Below are 16,201 nucleotides of genomic sequence, written 5' to 3'. Positions count from 1 at the left end.
GAAGCCGTCGTCTGACGCGCGCACCGGCACACCCGCGTTCTCGATGACGTCGCGACCACGGCGGCCGCCGATCCGGAGGCGGCGTTCGTGGGCGTCACCACCGGACGGCACAATCTGCTGGTGTGCATCGTCTGCCACGACGCGGACGACCTGTTCCGCCACACCACCGAGCGAATCGGGGCGCTGAGCGGCATCGACCGGAGGGAGATCAGCCCGATCAGCGGCTACGCCAAGCGCGCGGCGCCACCCCGGTACACCTGACGCACATTTGCGGTCGGTGCCGAGACAGGCGGCGGCACAATCGTTTACACGGCATCGAATGCATCCGGGGTTCCACGTGAATCACGGCTACCGTTGCGGCGGCACGCCTTTCGCGCGGGAGAGTCGTGAATCACAACAGCCGGATCAGCACGCCGCGGCGCGGGCGATTAGGGTCGGTCGGGTGACCTGGACCGTGGGCTTCGACCTCGACATGACGCTGATCGACTCGCGACCGGGCGTCGCGCGGGCCATCGACCAGCTCGGCGCCGAGTTCGGCCTGCCGCTGTCCGGGACGACCTTCGCCGACCGACTCGGCCCGCCGCTGGCCACCCTGCTCGTCGAGGCGGGCGCGCCCGAGGACCTCGTTCCGGCGCTGGTCACCCGCTATCGAGCGCTCTATCCGACGATCGTCTCGACCATTCCCCCGATGCCCGGCGCGCAGGCCGCGCTGGCGGCTGTCGAGGCCCGCGACGGCCGAGTGCTCGTGGTCACCGGCAAGCACGCGCCGCTCGCGCAGCTGCACATCGCCGAGCTCGGTTGGCGCGTCGACCACCTCGCGGGTGACCTCTGGTCGGCGGGCAAGGCGGCGACCCTGCGCGAGCAGGGCGCGAGCCTGTTCGTCGGCGACCACGTCGGCGATATGAACGGCGCGCGCGCCGCGGACGTCTTCGCGGTCGGGGTCAGCACGGGCCCGTGCACGGCCGACGAGCTGCGTGCGGCGGGCGCGGACGTGGTACTGACCGACCTCACCGAGTTCCCCGCGTGGCTCGCGACGGAATTCGGCACGATCACCGCCTAGCGCACCGCTGAGTACGGCGAACTCGGCGCGGCGATCTGCGTATGCCGGGGCGGGCATCCGGTGGTCGATCTGTGGGGCGGAACGGCCGATCCCGACACCGGGCGGCCGTGGCAGCGCGGCACGCTGCAGCTGGTCTACGGTCCGACGTCGTACGCGCGATAACGCGAGTACCTCATCCCGCTCATTGCGTACCGCGATCGCAATCGCCCCGATACCCGCGTGGCCGGCGCCGGACTGCCTACCGATGCACCAGCGGCGCAGCGACGGCCGGAGCATCCGCGCACCGACGCTAAAACTTGCGGTGGTAGTTTAATCCTCGCTAGCCTACCGCCATGAACCTCGAACTGTCCGGCGAGCAGACGGCGGCACGGCAGCTCGCGGCCGATTTCGTCGACCGGGAGATCGTGCCGCACGCCGCGCGATGGGATCGCGACGAAGCCGTGGACCGGTCGATCGTCGCCCGGCTCGGCGAACTGGGCTTCCTCGGGCTCACCATCCCCGAGCAGTACGGCGGCAGCGCGGGCGACCATCTCACCTACTGCCTCGTCCTCGAGGAACTGGGGCGCGGCGACTCGGCGGTGCGCGGCATCGTCTCGGTCTCCCTCGGCTTGGTGGCCAAGTCGATCCACCACTTCGGCACCGAGGAGCAGAAACAGACCTGGCTGACGCGGCTGGTGACGGGCGAGGCGCTGGGCTGTTTCGCACTCACCGAGCCGAACACCGGGTCCGACGCCGCCCAGCTGCGCACCCGCGCGATGCGCCACGGCTCGGACTGGGTGCTGTCGGGCACGAAGATGTTCATCACCAATGGCACCTGGGCCGATGTGGCGCTGGTTTTCGCGCGCAGCGGCGGCGAAGGACATCGGGGCATCACCGCGTTCCTGGTACCGACCGACTCGCCCGGATTCACCGCGCGCGAGATCCACGGGAAGCTGGGGCTGCGCGGGCAGGCCACGGCCGAACTCGTGCTGGACGGCGTGCGTGTTCCCGACAGCGCCCGGCTGCACATCGAGGGCAAGGGTTTCGGTGTGGCGATGGCAGCGCTGACCAAAGGCCGCATGTCGGTCGCGGCGGGCTGCGTCGGGCTGGCGCAGGCGTGCCTCGACGCCGCCGTCGGCTACGCCACCCAGCGCGAACAGTTCGGCAAGCCGATCGCGGCCCACCAGCTCGTCCAGGAACTGCTCGCCGACATCGCCCTCGACGTGGACGCGGCGCGGCTGCTGGTGTGGCGCGTGGCCGATCTCGTCGACCGCGGCGAGGAATTCGCCGTGGCGTCCTCGAAGGCGAAACTGTTCGCTTCCGAGGCCGCCGTCCGTGCGGCCGACCGTGCGGTGCAGGTCTTCGGCGGATACGGCTACATCGATGAATTCCCGGTCGGCAAATACCTCCGGGACGCCAAGGTGATGACCCTGTACGAGGGCACGAGCCAGATCCAGAAATTGCTCATCGGCCGCGCACTGACCGGCGTCGCCGCGTTCTGACAGGAGAGCATCCGATGCACCGCTTCACCGACCGGATCGCCGTCGTCACCGGGGCGGCCCGAGGCATCGGCGCGGCCACCGCGCTGCGCCTGGCCGCCGAGGGCGCCGCCGTGGCCGTACTCGACCGCGACGCGCCCGACCAAACCGCCGCACGAATCGCCGAAGCGGGCGGTGTGGCGCGCAGCTACATCTGCGACGTCACCGAACGCGGCTCGGTCGAGGGCGTATTCGACCGTGTCGCGACCGATCTGGGCAGCCCGCAGATCCTGGTCAACAATGCGGGCATCACTCGCGACGACCTGTTCTTCCGCCTGTCCGAGCAGGACTGGCACGCGGTGCTCGCGGTCAATCTGACCGGCGCCTACCACTGCGCGCAGGTCGCCCAGACGTTCATGGTGGCCCAGCGGTACGGCAGGATCGTTTCGCTGTCGAGCCGGTCGGCACTCGGCAACCGCGGCCAGGCCAACTACGCGGCCGCCAAAGCCGGCATCCAGGGGCTGACCGCGACGCTCGCCCTGGAGCTCGGGCCGTACAACGTCACCGTGAACGCGGTGGCGCCCGGCTATATCGCCACCGCCATGACCGCCGCCACCGCCGACCGGGTCGGGGTGAGCGCCGAGGAACACCGGAAAGCGGCCGCGGACCGCACGCCGCTGGGCCGCGTGGGACAGCCCGAAGAGGTCGCGGCGGTGATCGCCTTCCTGGCCAGCGACGAGGCGAGTTACGTCAGCGGCCAGACACTGTACGTCAACGGCGGCGCCCGCTGACCGAGGCCGAGCGCCCTCCACGCCAGGCGTCCGGTACGGTCGCGGCGGGATACCGCACTTCCACCTCGCGACCGAGACGGCCGTAGTCCGTGCGCTCCGGCTCACGCGATCCCCGGTGTCGTCGCCTCACCACGGCACCGGTCCGGCGCGATCGAAGAAGCCACCGGTCGGCCCGTCCGGTGGCAGCGTCGCCCGGCCGCACGATCGCGTCGGTGCCCTCGGTGACGGTCTGGTAGCCGGAGTGACCGTTGAGGTCCGTCGCGGTGTAGCCGGGATCGGCCGCGTTGCTGCCAACTCCTGGGAGCAGCGATCCCACCCCGGCGACAACCGGACGCGGCATGATCGAGCTGTGGATCGAACCGAGCCGGCCGCGTCGCTGAGACAGGCGCGCGATCGCGTGCGTCCGGGCGAGGTCGGGCTGTCCGCGGGCCTGCGCAGGCAGGTGCCGGGACTGCGCCGCGAGGAGGTCGCCCAGCTCGCGGGGGTGACATGTCGGTTACGCACTCCTCAAATGCCCGCTTGCGGAAGGGAGACGATGCGGTCACCTCTCCCTACAGCGGCCCGTGATTCGGCGCGGCGAATGCACGAATCCTGCTCTAGCTCGCCGACTGACGGAAACAACGAAAGCTCTACCGGCAGGCCATGTTCCGCTCTATCTGGAACACGGCAACATTCCGACGAAGCCGCAGCCGCGCAAATTCACACGGAGGTCGTGTTGCGAAGTAGGTGGTCGTGGGGTCGGTGTGGGCTGTCATTGGGGCCGCGATCCCTTCGACGTCACCGATCCGTGCGAGCGGCCTGTGTCTCGACACAGGCGACGGCGGCGTCGAGGGCCGCCTCCAGCGGTGCGGGCTCGCGCTGAGCCCGGGAGACCAGCATGCCGCCCTCGTAGGCGGTGACGACGACGAGCGACAGTCGGTCGATATCGGTGTCCTCGCGCAGTTCTCCGGAATCGCGCATGGCGGTGAGGCCATCGGCGACGGCGGCGGTGAGGCGGCGTAATCCGGCGGCCACCAGTTCGAGGAGTTCCGGATCGGTATCGGGGATGTCCTCGGCGAACGAGGCCAGCGGACACCCCGTGCGACAGCCGGTCGCGCGCGCCGCGGCGACCACCGCATCCCGCCACGCGCGCAGATCGTGCAGTGAGCGCATCTCGAGCAGCCACTTGTTGGCGACCACGACCTCCGTACTGGATTGGATGACCGCCGCCAGCAGGTCCCGTTTGTTGTCGAAGTAGTGATAGAGCTGCGAGGCGCTGACGCCCGCCTCGTGCTGGATCGCCTCCATCGTGGTGCCGTGCGCACCGTTCGCGAGCATCAGGCGCGCGGCGGCGTCGACGATCCTGGCGCGGCTACGCAGTCCTTTGGCGGTCAGGGTGTCGGTGGACGCAGGCATTGGGGGTCTCCAGACTCGAGTTTTGGTATTGCCATTCCATTCTGCGCTCCGAGAATGAGAGCAATGGACACAACGAATCCATTGGCGGCCCCATCGGCTTCGACCGCGCTGGTGACCGGCGCGACCAGCGGTATCGGATTCTCGATTGGTCGCGCGCTGGCGCGGCTCGGCTGGACCGTACTGGTGCACGGACGCAGCGCGGAGCGCGCGCGGGAGGCGGCAGCGCGCATGGGCGACATGCCCGGCGTTCTGATCCCCGTCGATGCCGACCTCGAAACGCGGTCGGGGGTGCGGCGACTGGTCGATCAGGTGCACCGCGCCGCACCGGACGGTCTCGGCGTCCTGGTCAACAACGCGGGCGCCGCGTTCGATCGGCACGGCCTCACCGCGGACGGCGTCGAGCGGACCGTGGCCGTCAATCACCTTGCGGCCGCCGGACTCGCCCACAGCCTGGAGTCGCTCCTGAAACCGATTGGCGGACAGTCTCATTCACTGCCACGGGTGATCATGATGACCTCGTATCTGGAAGCGCGGGCCCGCCCGATCGAAGACTGGGCATTGCCAGGGGAGTGGACGCAGATGCGCGCGTACGCGTCGAGCAAGCTCGCCAATCTCGCCTATACCTACGCGCTGGCCGAGCGGTGGCGTGACCGGATCGAGGTATACGCGGTGGACCCAGGGGCCGTGCGCACCGGATTCCAGCGCAGCGCGGGCGGTCCGCTGCACCTGATCGGCCTCCTCGGCGCACCGTTGATGACCTCACCGGAGCGGCCGGCACGCACGGTGGTCGCGACGGCCACCCGACCCGCCCACCCGAGCGGCAGCTACATCCGTGCGGTCCGCGGCGTGGACACCGGACGCGCGAAGCTGTCCTCGGCCCGCTCCCGCGATCGTGCCTACCAACGCGACGTCTACGACGCCACCCAGCGCTTCCTGGGCGGCTGACGGTACTCCACAAAAGACCGGCCAGGCTACCGCGAGTTTCTCCGGATACTCGGGCCCGGGGACGTGCTCGTGATCTGGGAGCAGAGCCGCATCACCCCGCGAGGAGGAGAAGAAGGGGTGAAGCACATCCGGCTCGTAACCCAGCTCTTCCCCGTTGACAGCCCTGTGCGAGCCCTGCCAACCAAGAAGTCCGCCAAGCAGTGGATCGGAGAGAACTCCGTCGCCCCGCCTCCCGCTGGGAACGCCGCACCGACATTCACCACGGACTTCTCAACCTCGCGGCCGCCCCCATCTGCTGGCGACGACTCAGCAACCGAACCTGATAGGAGCTCTGAACAGAGCCTTCAAGCTTGCGGCACGACACCTTCCGCGAATCCGACCATTGGTTGCCTTGCTTCACGCGACGCGACGGAACGGCCCAACCCTGGGACCTGGGGAACCAGAGAGGCGGTGACCGAATCCGGCACGGATAGCCGTCGCGCACTCGCTTGGCCTGGAGGTCAGGTGGTGTCGGGGTCGCGGCCGTCCCGGACACCGACCAGGCGGTCGTGGTCTACTCGGCAGGGCCCGGCAGCCGGGAAGCCTCGGCGCTGGAATTGCTGCGGGTGACCGGGAGCGAGCAGTTCACGGTGCCGGGGTCCACCGGCTGGCTGCCAATCTTGTACCGGCGCAGGTATTCGCCGGTCAACGAGGACGGGTGCGCGAGCAGATCGGCGGGTGTGCCGGTGAAGACGATCTCGCCGCCGTCCTTGCCGCCGTCCGGCCCGAGATCGATCACCCAGTCCGAGTGGGCGACCACATCGAGGTTGTGCTCGATCACCACGACGGTGTTGCCGCGGTCGACCAGACCGTCCATCAGCGCCAGCAGCGTGTCCACGTCGGACATGTGCAGTCCGGTGGTGGGTTCGTCGAGCACGTAGACGCTGCCGGTGTTCTGCAACTGGGTCGCCAGCTTGATCCGCTGCCGTTCACCCCCGGACAACGTGCTCATCGCCTGGCCGAGGCTGAGATAGTCCAAACCCACCTCGTTCATCGTGCGCAGCTTGGTGTGCAGCGCCTTCTCGCCGAAGAATCCGAGCGCCTCCTCGGCCGACATCTCCAGCACGTCGGCGATGGACTTGCCGCGCAGCGTCAGGGCGAGCACGTCATCGGAGAAGCGCCGTCCGTCGCAGGCGTCGCAATGGGTGGTCACCGGGTCCATGTAGGCGATCTCGGTGATGATCACGCCGCGGCCCTCGCACTGCTTGCACGCGCCCGCCGAGTTGAAACTGAACAGGCCCGCCGACTCCCCCGTCGCCTTGGCGAACAGCTTGCGAATGGGGTCCATCAACCCGAGATAGGTCGCGGGTGTGGAGCGGGAGGACGCCGCGATGGGCGATTGGTCCACGAAGATCGCCTCGGGATGCTCCCGGACGAACACGTCCCGGATGAGGCTGCTCTTGCCCGAGCCCGCGACACCGGTGACGCAGGTCAGAATGCCGGTGGGGATCCCAACGGTCACGTCCTTCAGGTTGTGCAGCGTCGCGTGCTCGATGAGCAGCTCGCCCGTGCCCGCGCGGAAGGAGTCCTTCACGCGGAACGGTCGGCGCAGACCGGCGCCGGTCGGGGTGTCGGCGCTGCGGAGATCGGCGAAACCGCCCTGGAACACCACCTGCCCGCCGTGCGCGCCCGCGCGCGGCCCGACGTCGACGACATGGTCGGCGATCTCGATGACATCCGGATCGTGCTCCACCACGATCACCGTATTTCCCTTGTTCCGCAACGCCCTCAGCAGATCGTTCAACCGGCCCACGTCCCGCGGGTGCAGTCCCACGCTGGGTTCGTCGAAGATGTAGGTGAGTCCGATCAGCGTGCTGGACAGATGCTTGATCATCTTCAGCCGCTGCCCCTCACCGCCGGACAGGGTCGAGGTCGGCCGGTCCAGGCTGAGATATCCCAGTCCGATGTCGGCCACCCGGCGCAGCGCGGTGCGGATGGCCCCGGCCAGACCTGCGGCGGCCGGATCGGTGATCTCGTCGAGCACCTCCATCAGATCGGTGATCTGCAAGCGAGCCCAATCCGCGATGTTGCGCCCGCCGATCCGGGTGGCCAGCGCCGCCTGGTTCAGGCGCGCGCCCGCGCAGGTCGCGCAGACGCCTTCGGTCAGGAACTGCTGCATCTGCTCCCGGGTCTTCTCGCTCAGCGTCGAGGTGTCGCGCTGCAGCCGGGTCCGCGTGAATTTCGTGGCGATGCCTTCGTAGTTCGCCTTCCAGGTGCCTTTGCTGAAGGTCAGCTCGACCTTGCCGCCGGTGCCGTAGAGCAGGTCGTGCAGTTCGGCGTCGGTGTAGTCGGCCAGCTTCTTGTCCGGATCGAAGCGGCCGGACTTGCCGTACAGTTGCCAGTCCCCGCCGCCCACGCCGTATCCCGGCAGGAGAATCGCGCCTTCGTTCAGCGATTTGGTGCGGTCGAGCAGCCGGTCCGGGTCGGCGCGGACGGTCACGCCGAGCCCGTCGCAGTCCGGGCACATGCCCTGGGGCACGTTGAACGAATAGTTGTAGACGAATCCCGCCGAGGGCGAGCCGAATCGGGCGAACATGGCCCGCACCATGGAGTAGATGTCGGTCATCGTGCCGACCGTGGAACGCGGCCCGCCGCCGACCGGCTGCTGATCGATGATCACCGGCGCGGTGAGGTTTTCGATGGCCTCCGCGTGCGGGCGTTCGTAGCGCGGCAGGAAGTTGAGGATGAACGCCGGGAAGGTGGCATAGAGCTGGCGCTGGGATTCGACGGCGATGGTGTCGAAGACGATCGACGATTTGCCCGAGCCCGAGACGCCGGTGAAGACGGTGATCTTGTTCTTCGGGATTTCGAGCGACACGTCCCTCAGGTTGTGCTCACTGGCTCCGAGCACTCGGATGGCGTCGAGCGATGCGGTGGATTCGGCGAAAGGCATACCGCACACCTTGCCATCCGATACCCCCGAAACGCTCCGGTAAATGTGATGTAAATCACATTACCATCGGGAGCGAAATGTGCGCAGGCATGGCCGTTTTCACGGTTCGCGGCGAGGTCCCGGCTTCCGCCGCCCGATACGACGGCACGGCGCCGAACCGATCGCCCCTACAGTGGCGAAGTGCGCGATGACCCGTACTGGAATCACAACACCCACTACCACCCTTGGTTGCTGAAGCAGGTGCCGCCGTCGGCCCGCACCGCCCTGGACATCGGCTGTGGTGACGGTCTTCTGGCACGCAAGCTGGCCCGGCGGGGCTTGACCGTCACCGGGATCGACGTCGACGCCGAGACGCTCGCGCAGACCCCGGACGCGGCCGGGGTGTCTCTCGAACAGGCCGACTTCCTCGACTACGCGGGCTCTTTCGATGTCGTCACCGCCGTGGCGACCCTGCACCATGTCCCACTGCGCGAGGGCATCACCGCTTTGCGCCGTCTGGTCGCCCCCGGCGGCGTCCTGGCCGTGGTCGGTCTCTGGAACATGACCCTGCGCGGGGACTTCCACTATCTGCCTCTGTTGCCCGCCATCCGGATGACCGACCTCCTGCACCGGGCCGGCGGGCCCGGCGTGGCGATGCGCGACCCGGTGGACAGGTACGCCGAGATCCGCTCGGCCGCCGCGGAGCTGCTACCCGGCGCGCGCATACGGCGGCGTCTCATGTGGCGTTACACCCTGCTGTGGCATAAGCCCGCGTGAGCACCCGCTGCCGGAACCGGCCGATCAGCGCAGCAACTGGATGACCGGCGCGAACTTCTCCATGCTGTCCTCCAGGACGGTGACGTAGCTGATGCCGAAACGGTCGCGCCGTTCGCGCAGGCGGCCGGCCATCTCCTCGGGGGTGCCCATGAGCAGGATCGGATGCTCCTCCGGGGAGTCCGCGACGTCCGGTGGCAGCGCCGGACCGAAGACCTCCAGGACGCTCGCGCGTTCGCTCGGCGGGACCACCCGCTGCACGAGGATATTGAACTCGACCTTGTCCGCTCGCGAACCGAGCAACTCCCGCACGTAGGCGACGCGTTCCTCGATCTCGGCCAGCCCGGCCATCTGCAGCGGCCCGCCGTTGCGCGCGGCCGCCGCGCCGGTGAAGGCGATGATGTCGGCGTGCCGCGCGGCGACGCCGAGCAACCGGTCGCCCCATCCGCCGATCAGCACCGGCGGACCCGACGGCTGCGCGGGTTGCGGCTGGTACTCCGGATCGGCGAACAGGCCGCGCAGTGTGATCACCGTCTGCTCCAGGTGCTCGACGCGCTTGCGGCCGCTTTCGAACGGGATGCCCGCGGCCTCGAACTCGGCCTGCACGTAGCCCGCGCCGAGCCCGAGTTCGACGCGCCCGTCGGTGAACTGGTCGGCGCCGGCCACGTCGCGCGCAAGCAGGACCGGGTTGTAGAACGCGGTGTTGAGCACGAAGGTGTTCAACCGCACCCGCTCGGTCGCCTCGGCGGCCAGGATCATCGCGGGAAACGGCGCAGGCAAGCCGAGATGGTCGGCGACGCCGACCACGTCGAAGCCGAGTTCCTCTGCCCGGCGGCATTTTTCGATCCAATTCGACCGGGACTCGGGGACCACCATGTTGACACCGAACCGGAAGGAGCGCTGCGCAGTCACGTGTCCTGTCTAGCGAACCGGACCGGAGCGCCGCACCTCGGGGCCGGCTTCAGCAGTGGGCGAGCGCGCCCACGGCGACCGCGGCGCCGAGTAGCGCGACGCAGGCGGCGGCTACCGGCGCGGGACGGCGCAACGCCCGGCGGACGGGGCCGCGAACACCTGCTCCGGCGGTGTCCCCACGCGGGGACCGGCGGGCGAACCAGCGCCGCGCCATGGCGACAGTGGCGGCGATCAAGGTGGCGATCAGCATGCCCGCACTCCTCAGACCCGCGCCGCACGCGGCGCGGCAGCCGCCGGGGCCTGCGTGCGCCGCGGCGGCGCGACGATCCCGTGCTGCAGCAGGCTTTCGGCGGTGTCCAGCACGGTTTCGCGCACCGGCCGCATGGTCCAGCCCAGTTCGCGCCGCGCTTTGCCCGCACTGAGCGACTCACTGCGTCCCAGAGTGGGCACGGTCAGCCGGACGCCCTTGTCGAAGATCGCGACACCGCGTACGAGCCAGTTCGGCAGGCGCCTGGTCGGCACCCGGAAGCCGCGCGGCCGGTATTCCTCGGCCAGGATGCGCGCGATGTCGCCCATCCACAAATGCTCGCCCGCGCAAATATAGCGGTTGCCCGCAGCCTCCGGCGTCTCCAGCGCGAGACGGTGCGCCACAGCGAGATCGCGCACATCCACCGGCGCCCAGCCGACCCGGGGTGTACCGGGTACGTCCCCGGCGAGCAACCTGCGCACGGGCTCGTGCGACGTGCTCGTCGCGGCGGACAGCAACGGCCCGAGCACCATGCCCGGATTGACGACGACCAGCTCGAATCGTTCGCCCGCCGGGAGCTTCGCGACGAAATCCCAGGCCGCCCGCTCGGCCAGCGTCTTGCTCTTCTGGTAGGCGGGGCTGCGCTCGATCACCGTCCAGTCCTCCTCCGTGCGCAGGGCGTCGTCGGGGTGGCCGTGGACGATCGCGGCGGTCGAGGAGGTGAGCACCACCCGGCGTACCGTGCCCGCGGCAGCGCAGGCGCGCAGCACGCGCAGCGTTCCTTCGACCGCGGTGTCGATGAGTTCGCGCTCGTCGTCGGGCGGAGTGCTGGGAAACGGAGAGGCGACATGCAGGACCGCGGCGCTGCCCGCGACCGCGGCCGCCCAGCCGTCGTCGCCGTTGAGGTCGGCTCGGGCGAACTCCAGCTCGCCGCCGGTGCGCCGGGCCGATTCGACCAGGTGTTCGCGCTTGCCGGTGTCGGCGAGGTCGCGAACCGTCGCGCGCACGGCGTAGCCGTGCTCCAGCAACTCGGCGATGACGTGGCCGGCGACGAAACCTGTTGCGCCGGTGACCGTTACTCGTGTGCTCATGTCTTCATCCGTCTCGTGGGTGGCTTCGGCGACCTTCATCTGAGCGCCGCTCAGATAATCTAAGCACCGCATAGTTAGGCTGTCCAGGGCGCGTCGCATACGCTCGGACGGTGACGCGGACCAGTTACCACCACGGCGCCCTGCGCGACGCGCTGCTGGCCGCCTGCCTGCGTTTGATCGAGACCGAGGGGCTCGCGGCGGTGAGCCTGCGCCGGGTGGCGCGCGAGGCGGGCGTGAGCACCGCCGCGCCGTACCACCATTTCCCCGACCGAGCCGCTCTCCTCGCGACGCTGTCCACCCAGGGCTTCCGGTTGCTGGGAACGCAACTGGAAGCGGCCCGCGCCGAGGCGGAGACACCCATGGCCGCCCTCACCGCCCTCGCGAGCACCTACGTGCGGTTTTCCCGCGAACACCCGGCCTACTTCCGGTTGATGTTCCGGCCCGAACTCTCCCAACCCGACAAACACCCCGACACCATGGCCGCGGGCGACGCGGCCTTCGGCGTGCTGGCCGACGCCATCACCGAGTGCGTCCGCGCGGGAGCGCTGCCCGCCGACAAAGCCGACACCCTGGCGGTCATGTTCTGGGGACTCGGCCACGGGCTGGCCTCGTTGTGGCTGGACGGACAGCTGGAGAAACGCGCCGGGCAGTTCGGCACCACCGCCCCGGCGTTGGTGGACGATGTCATGCGGACCTTCGCGACTGTGATCGAGCCGAGCGCGCCGCCGCTGACCTAGAGTGGACGCCAGACATTTGCTGTCCGATGCTTCCCACACCGATCCGAGAGGACGACCCGGATGACCGCGCAGCTGGATCCGACGGTGCAGGAGTTCGTCGACGCGCTCAACGCCAACGATCAGGACCGGTTCTACGCGGTGCTCACCGACGACGCCACCATGTCCGACGACGGTGTGGAGCGCAACCTCCACCAGTGGACCGGAGCGGAGATCTTCGACAGCAACGGCCGCATGCGAGTCGAGTCCATCGGTGACGACGGCACCGAACTGGTCGCCGACTACACCAATTCCCGGTGGGGCTCGATGCGGACCACCTGGCGATTCGTCCTGCGCGACGGCAAGGTGAGCCGTTTCGAGACCGGACAGGCGTGAATGCCCTTGCCAGGCAGCCGCCGACGTTGACATTCTGACGTTCGTGTTCGTCGCGCCGCGCTACGGTTCGGGTTCGCTCGCCGACCTGTTCCCCTCCGTCCTCGCCGGTCTCGGTGTCCCCGGCGAGGAGGACCGCCTCGGGCTGCGGCTCGACGCCGACCAGGTCTGCGTCCTCCTGGTGGACGGGCTCGGCTACGAGGATCTCGTCGCCGATCCCGCTGCGGCGCCGTTCCTGTCCGGCCTCGCGCCGATCCGGCTCACCGCCGGATTCCCGACGACGACGGCCACCAGCCTCGCCTCGCTCGGGGTGGGCGTTCCGCCCGGCGAGCACGGGATCGTCGGCTATCTGTTCCACGTTCCCGGTTACGACCGGCTGTTCACCCCGCTGTCCTGGCGGCTGCACGGCGCGCCCAAGTCCGATCTCCGGCGGGAACTGGTCCCCACGGAATTCCAGCCCCACACAACAGTTTTCCAGCGCGCCGTCGCCGACGGCATCGCCGTCGCGCAGGTATCGCCGCGCGATCAAGCGGGGTCGGGGCTGACCGAGGCGGTGCTGCGCGGTTGCCAGTTCCGCCCGCAGCTGTCGTTCGGCGATCTCGTCGCCGGTGTGAGCGAGGCGTTACGCGCGGGCCCGCGCTCCCTGGTCTACACCTACCACGGGGATCTCGACCTGACCGGACATGTGCGCGGGCCCGCGTCACGGTCCTGGCAACTGGAACTCACGCACGCCGACCGGCTCGCCGCCGCGCTCGCCGATGAGCTGCCCGCCGGAGCGGCACTGCTGGTGACCGCCGACCACGGCATGGTGCACATGGACGATCGCCTCGATTTCGACACCACCCCCGCCTTGCAAGACGGCGTCCGGGCGCTCGGCGGTGAGCCCCGCGCCCGGCACGTCTACACCGAACCGGGCGCCGAATCCGACGTCGCGGCGGCTTGGGAGACCATACTCGGCGCCGACTTCGAGGTCCTCGACCGAGCGGAAGCCGTGGGCCGAGGCTGGTTCGGTCCCACCGTCGCCCCGGCCATCGCCCGGCGCATCGGCGATCTGGTCGTGGTGGCCCGTGGCCGGCGTGGCGTCATCCGGACCGGCGCCGAGCCGCTGCAGTCGCGGCTGATCGGGCACCACGGTTCGCTCACCCCGGCGGAGATGAACGTCCCGCTGTGCGTCTTCCGCGCGTGAGCCACCCGCCCTCGGTGGACACTCGGCGCGAGCGCTCTACGCTGAAGTCCGATCGCGGCGGGCAGCGCCGCCGAACCCTTCAGGAGGAGCCCATGAACGCCACGCTGTCACGAACCGGCCGCACCGGCCTCGGGATCGCGATGGTCGCCATGGCGCTCGCGGGCTGCAGCGATATCGAACGCGCCCTCAATCGCGGCGGCGACACGCCGTGCAGCGAGTACGTCAAGCAGGATCAGGACACCAAGCGCACGACGATCACCAAATTCGTCAAGCAGCAGAGCAAGGACGACCGTGAACCGGCCGGGACCGCCGTGGACGCGACCATGGTGTCGGTCGACCTGCTGTGCGGCGCACAGGCCAACGCCGACACCCCCATCAAGAACGCCGACGTGGCAGGCATTTTCATCCGGAAGTGACCGTTCAGCGCGGCGGACGGGCGGCCAGCCAATCCGCCGCGCGCTTGCGCGAGGCTCGCGACAGCCAGGCGTCCTGGATGACCTCGGTGAGTTCTCGACGGCTCAGTTCGCCGAGGCGGGCCGCGCGCACCAGGACCGACGGATGCCCGTCGAAATGCCGCGTGGTGAAGAACGGGGAGTCCGGGTCCTGGACCAGCGCCTGTTTGTCCGACTCCGAAGGCACCCAGATCACGATCACATCGGCGTAGCGCTCGCCGGTGACCGGGTCGACGGCGTCCGGGCGCGGAGTGCGGAAGAACACGAACGACTTGCCCCCGACCTGGTATATCGGGTTACCACGCGGTCCGTCGATGCGGGTCACATAGGGCATGCCCGAAGCCACTTCGTGCACGTCGGCGAGGCGTGCCCGCGCGAAACCGGTCGCCATGCCAGCAGCATATGACCTCGCCGCCCGGTTCGCTCGAAGCCGACGCAACCGGCCGGTAGGGCTGGAACGGCTCGCCACTCCGGTCGGCGTACGCCAGAATGAGAGTGCGAATACGAGCTCACACGACGATGGGTCTTCCACGTGGCGCAGTTCCGCACCCTCACACAGCAACGGGTCGAACTGGAAAGAGAATGGGAGCGCTGGGCGACGGCCGCACGGGTGACATCCGGTCACCGCACCACCGTCCTCCGCAACGAAGTAGCGCAGTCCTGGCGGCGGTCGATGCACACCGTCGATCCCGCCACCACGGTCGCGCCCGGAGTGGACGACATCGGCGATCGCTGGGCCGCGTCCCCACTGCGGGAACCGGTGACGGCCCTGGCGGGTGAACTGCGCGCCATCACCGAGGACTCCGGTTACCTGGCCGTGGTCACCGACAGCGCGGGCACCGTCTTGTGGTCCTGCGGTGATCGCGCGCTGCGCAGGCAGGCCGAACAGGTCAATCTCGCACCCGGCGGCTGCTGGGACGAAAGCCATATGGGCACCAACGGTCTGGCGCTCGCGCTGCACACCGATCGCCCTGCGACGGTGTTCTCCGCCGAACACCTGATCGCCGCCCTGCACGGCTGGGTCTGCTATTCCGCCCCGATCCACGGACCCGATGGCAGGCAGGTCGGGGCGCTGGACCTGTCCAGTTCCTGGGAGCGTTCCCATCCCGCGGTGCTCACCTCGGTGCGCGCGCTGGTGACGGCGGTGGAGACGATGTTGCGCACCGCCGCGCCCATACCCGCACCGGGAATCCGGCTCGAATGCCTCGGCGCCGCACGCCTGGTGCGCGACGGAGCGCCGCTACCCCTGCCGCCTCGGCAGCTGGAGATTCTCGCCCTGCTGGCGCTGCAGCCGGACGGCTTCACCCCCGAACAACTGCACGCCGACCTGTACGGTGACCGGTCGGTTTCCATCAGCACACTCAAAGCCGATGTCTCGCATCTGCGCCGCGCGATCGGCGGTGACATCAGCAACCGCCGGTACGCACTGACCGGCCCCGTCTCCTGCGACGCCGTCGACCTGCTCGCCGCCGTCACCGCGGGCGACACCACCTCGGCGGTGTGGCTGTACCGCGGGCCGCTGCTGCCCGGATCGGAAGCGCCCGCCGTGTTGCGGTGGCGCGACTACCTCGACGTGGGCGTGCGGACCGCTGTACTCGCCGGTGACCGAGCGGAGCACGCTGTCGCCTTCGGCGAACGCGCGCCCCGCGACATCGCGGTGCACGAGCACGCCCTGCGGTTGCTCCCGTCCGACGACGTGCGGCGCGCGGTGGTCGCGGCTCGCCTGCATACGGCATTGCGCGACTGAGCTTCTCGGACCAACCTCGCACCAACCTCCGCGGACCATAGTGGGTCGGTCCGAGATATCTGCGAGGAATCATGAGCTATGCCAGACCGGGGGCAGGACTCCGGCATCGCCGACTACCCGACACACA

Annotated in this window: 17 protein-coding genes and 2 pseudogenes; 12 read left to right on the top strand and 7 right to left on the bottom strand. The window is 69.3% G+C overall.

The annotated features are described in order from the left end of the window. Positions 1–36: 36 nt before the first annotated feature. From NNI01S_RS34295 to fabG, 5 genes and pseudogenes are all read left to right on the top strand, one after another. A pseudogene (locus tag NNI01S_RS34295) lies at positions 37–261 on the top strand (Lrp/AsnC family transcriptional regulator); the annotation flags it as partial. A gap of 181 nt (positions 262–442) precedes the next feature. Beyond that, positions 443–1,060 carry an HAD family hydrolase gene (locus NNI01S_RS06305; protein ID WP_169812929.1) on the top strand — a complete coding sequence of 206 codons (618 nt, stop codon included), beginning with the start codon at positions 443–445 and terminating at the stop codon, positions 1,058–1,060. 18 nt (positions 1,061–1,078) lie between these two features. Then, positions 1,079–1,222: pseudogene (locus NNI01S_RS34290) on the top strand (serine hydrolase); the annotation flags it as partial. 170 nt (positions 1,223–1,392) lie between these two features. Continuing rightward, the gene (locus tag NNI01S_RS06300) at positions 1,393–2,541 is read left to right on the top strand and encodes an acyl-CoA dehydrogenase family protein (RefSeq protein ID WP_063018340.1); all 1,149 of its coding nucleotides are present in this window, start codon (positions 1,393–1,395) and stop codon (positions 2,539–2,541) included. A gap of 14 nt (positions 2,542–2,555) precedes the next feature. Continuing rightward, positions 2,556–3,308: a 3-oxoacyl-ACP reductase FabG gene (fabG, locus tag NNI01S_RS06295; protein WP_063018339.1), complete on the top strand. Its 753-nt coding sequence runs from the start codon at positions 2,556–2,558 to the stop codon at positions 3,306–3,308. Here fabG and NNI01S_RS36475 read toward each other — a convergent pair. Then, positions 3,289–3,648, bottom strand: a complete 360-nt coding sequence (locus tag NNI01S_RS36475) for a hypothetical protein (protein ID WP_063018337.1) — start codon at positions 3,646–3,648, stop codon at positions 3,289–3,291. The two genes, fabG and NNI01S_RS36475, sit on opposite strands and share 20 nt — an antisense overlap. 437 nt (positions 3,649–4,085) lie before the next feature. Then, positions 4,086–4,703 carry a TetR/AcrR family transcriptional regulator gene (locus NNI01S_RS06285; RefSeq protein WP_063018335.1) on the bottom strand — a complete coding sequence of 206 codons (618 nt, stop codon included), beginning with the start codon at positions 4,701–4,703 and terminating at the stop codon, positions 4,086–4,088. 63 nt (positions 4,704–4,766) lie between these two features. Here NNI01S_RS06285 and NNI01S_RS06280 point away from each other — a divergent pair, with 63 nt between their 5' ends. Beyond that, positions 4,767–5,648 carry an SDR family NAD(P)-dependent oxidoreductase gene (locus NNI01S_RS06280; protein ID WP_063917325.1) on the top strand — a complete coding sequence of 294 codons (882 nt, stop codon included), beginning with the start codon at positions 4,767–4,769 and terminating at the stop codon, positions 5,646–5,648. A gap of 553 nt (positions 5,649–6,201) precedes the next feature. On the opposite strand, the gene NNI01S_RS06275 is transcribed toward NNI01S_RS06280, so the two are convergent. Next, positions 6,202–8,580 (bottom strand): ATP-binding cassette domain-containing protein, encoded by a 2,379-nt coding sequence (locus NNI01S_RS06275; protein ID WP_084488559.1) that lies wholly within the window; start codon positions 8,578–8,580, stop codon positions 6,202–6,204. Positions 8,581–8,760: 180 nt separating this feature from the next. Between NNI01S_RS06275 and NNI01S_RS06270 the strand changes: the two genes are divergently transcribed. After that, on the top strand, positions 8,761–9,336 hold the full coding sequence (locus NNI01S_RS06270) for a class I SAM-dependent methyltransferase (protein WP_063018331.1): 576 nt from the start codon (positions 8,761–8,763) through the stop codon (positions 9,334–9,336). Between the two features lie 24 nt (positions 9,337–9,360). On the opposite strand, the gene NNI01S_RS06265 is transcribed toward NNI01S_RS06270, so the two are convergent. The 3 genes from NNI01S_RS06265 to NNI01S_RS06255 are packed head-to-tail and all read right to left on the bottom strand — an operon-like array spanning position 9,361 to position 11,583. Then, a complete protein-coding gene (locus tag NNI01S_RS06265; protein ID WP_063018329.1) occupies positions 9,361–10,245 on the bottom strand; it encodes an LLM class F420-dependent oxidoreductase in 885 nt (294 codons plus the stop codon). Positions 10,246–10,294: 49 nt separating this feature from the next. Further along, complete coding sequence (locus NNI01S_RS06260) at positions 10,295–10,495, bottom strand: hypothetical protein (RefSeq protein WP_063018327.1); 201 nt, start codon at positions 10,493–10,495, stop codon at positions 10,295–10,297. 11 nt (positions 10,496–10,506) lie between these two features. After that, complete coding sequence (locus NNI01S_RS06255; RefSeq protein ID WP_063018791.1) at positions 10,507–11,583, bottom strand: SDR family oxidoreductase; 1,077 nt, start codon at positions 11,581–11,583, stop codon at positions 10,507–10,509. 110 nt (positions 11,584–11,693) lie between these two features. Between NNI01S_RS06255 and NNI01S_RS06250 the strand changes: the two genes are divergently transcribed. The 4 genes from NNI01S_RS06250 (at position 11,694) to NNI01S_RS06235 (ending at position 14,291) form a co-directional block, all read left to right on the top strand. After that, entirely contained in the window at positions 11,694–12,320 is a 627-nt protein-coding gene (locus NNI01S_RS06250; protein WP_063018325.1) for a TetR/AcrR family transcriptional regulator, read from the top strand. 60 nt (positions 12,321–12,380) lie between these two features. Next, complete coding sequence (locus NNI01S_RS06245; RefSeq protein WP_063018323.1) at positions 12,381–12,692, top strand: nuclear transport factor 2 family protein; 312 nt, start codon at positions 12,381–12,383, stop codon at positions 12,690–12,692. A gap of 43 nt (positions 12,693–12,735) precedes the next feature. Then, positions 12,736–13,875 (top strand): alkaline phosphatase family protein, encoded by a 1,140-nt coding sequence (locus NNI01S_RS06240; protein WP_063018321.1) that lies wholly within the window; start codon positions 12,736–12,738, stop codon positions 13,873–13,875. A 92-nt stretch (positions 13,876–13,967) separates the two neighbouring features. Continuing rightward, on the top strand, positions 13,968–14,291 hold the full coding sequence (locus tag NNI01S_RS06235) for a hypothetical protein (protein ID WP_063018319.1): 324 nt from the start codon (positions 13,968–13,970) through the stop codon (positions 14,289–14,291). 4 nt (positions 14,292–14,295) lie between these two features. On the opposite strand, the gene NNI01S_RS06230 is transcribed toward NNI01S_RS06235, so the two are convergent. Next, positions 14,296–14,718 (bottom strand): MmcQ/YjbR family DNA-binding protein, encoded by a 423-nt coding sequence (locus NNI01S_RS06230; RefSeq protein WP_063018317.1) that lies wholly within the window; start codon positions 14,716–14,718, stop codon positions 14,296–14,298. Between the two features lie 141 nt (positions 14,719–14,859). On the opposite strand from NNI01S_RS06230, the gene NNI01S_RS06225 reads away from it, so the two are divergent. Further along, complete coding sequence (locus NNI01S_RS06225) at positions 14,860–16,074, top strand: AfsR/SARP family transcriptional regulator (protein WP_063018315.1); 1,215 nt, start codon at positions 14,860–14,862, stop codon at positions 16,072–16,074. Positions 16,075–16,201: the final 127 nt, after the last annotated feature.

The sequence above is a fragment of the Nocardia niwae NBRC 108934 = DSM 45340 genome, from assembly GCF_001613465.1.
In the GTDB taxonomy this organism is placed as follows: Bacteria; Actinomycetota; Actinomycetes; order Mycobacteriales; family Mycobacteriaceae; genus Nocardia; species Nocardia niwae.
Note: the sequence above shows the minus strand (reverse complement) of the source record. Positions and strands in the feature narration are given on the sequence as shown.

Coding starts and splice junctions, on each gene's coding strand:
- NNI01S_RS06300 (WP_063018340.1), top strand. CDS start 1,393: ATGAACCTCGAACTGTCCGGCGAGCAGACGGCGGCACGGCAGCTCGCG.
- fabG (WP_063018339.1), top strand. CDS start 2,556: ATGCACCGCTTCACCGACCGGATCGCCGTCGTCACCGGGGCGGCCCGA.
- NNI01S_RS06255 (WP_063018791.1), bottom strand. CDS start 11,583: ATGAGCACACGAGTAACGGTCACCGGCGCAACAGGTTTCGTCGCCGGC.
- NNI01S_RS06275 (WP_084488559.1), bottom strand. CDS start 8,580: ATGCCTTTCGCCGAATCCACCGCATCGCTCGACGCCATCCGAGTGCTC.
- NNI01S_RS06285 (WP_063018335.1), bottom strand. CDS start 4,703: ATGCCTGCGTCCACCGACACCCTGACCGCCAAAGGACTGCGTAGCCGC.
- NNI01S_RS06245 (WP_063018323.1), top strand. CDS start 12,381: ATGACCGCGCAGCTGGATCCGACGGTGCAGGAGTTCGTCGACGCGCTC.
- NNI01S_RS36475 (WP_063018337.1), bottom strand. CDS start 3,648: ATGCCGCGTCCGGTTGTCGCCGGGGTGGGATCGCTGCTCCCAGGAGTT.
- NNI01S_RS06230 (WP_063018317.1), bottom strand. CDS start 14,718: ATGGCGACCGGTTTCGCGCGGGCACGCCTCGCCGACGTGCACGAAGTG.
- NNI01S_RS06260 (WP_063018327.1), bottom strand. CDS start 10,495: ATGCTGATCGCCACCTTGATCGCCGCCACTGTCGCCATGGCGCGGCGC.
- NNI01S_RS06235 (WP_063018319.1), top strand. CDS start 13,968: ATGAACGCCACGCTGTCACGAACCGGCCGCACCGGCCTCGGGATCGCG.
- NNI01S_RS06280 (WP_063917325.1), top strand. CDS start 4,767: ATGGACACAACGAATCCATTGGCGGCCCCATCGGCTTCGACCGCGCTG.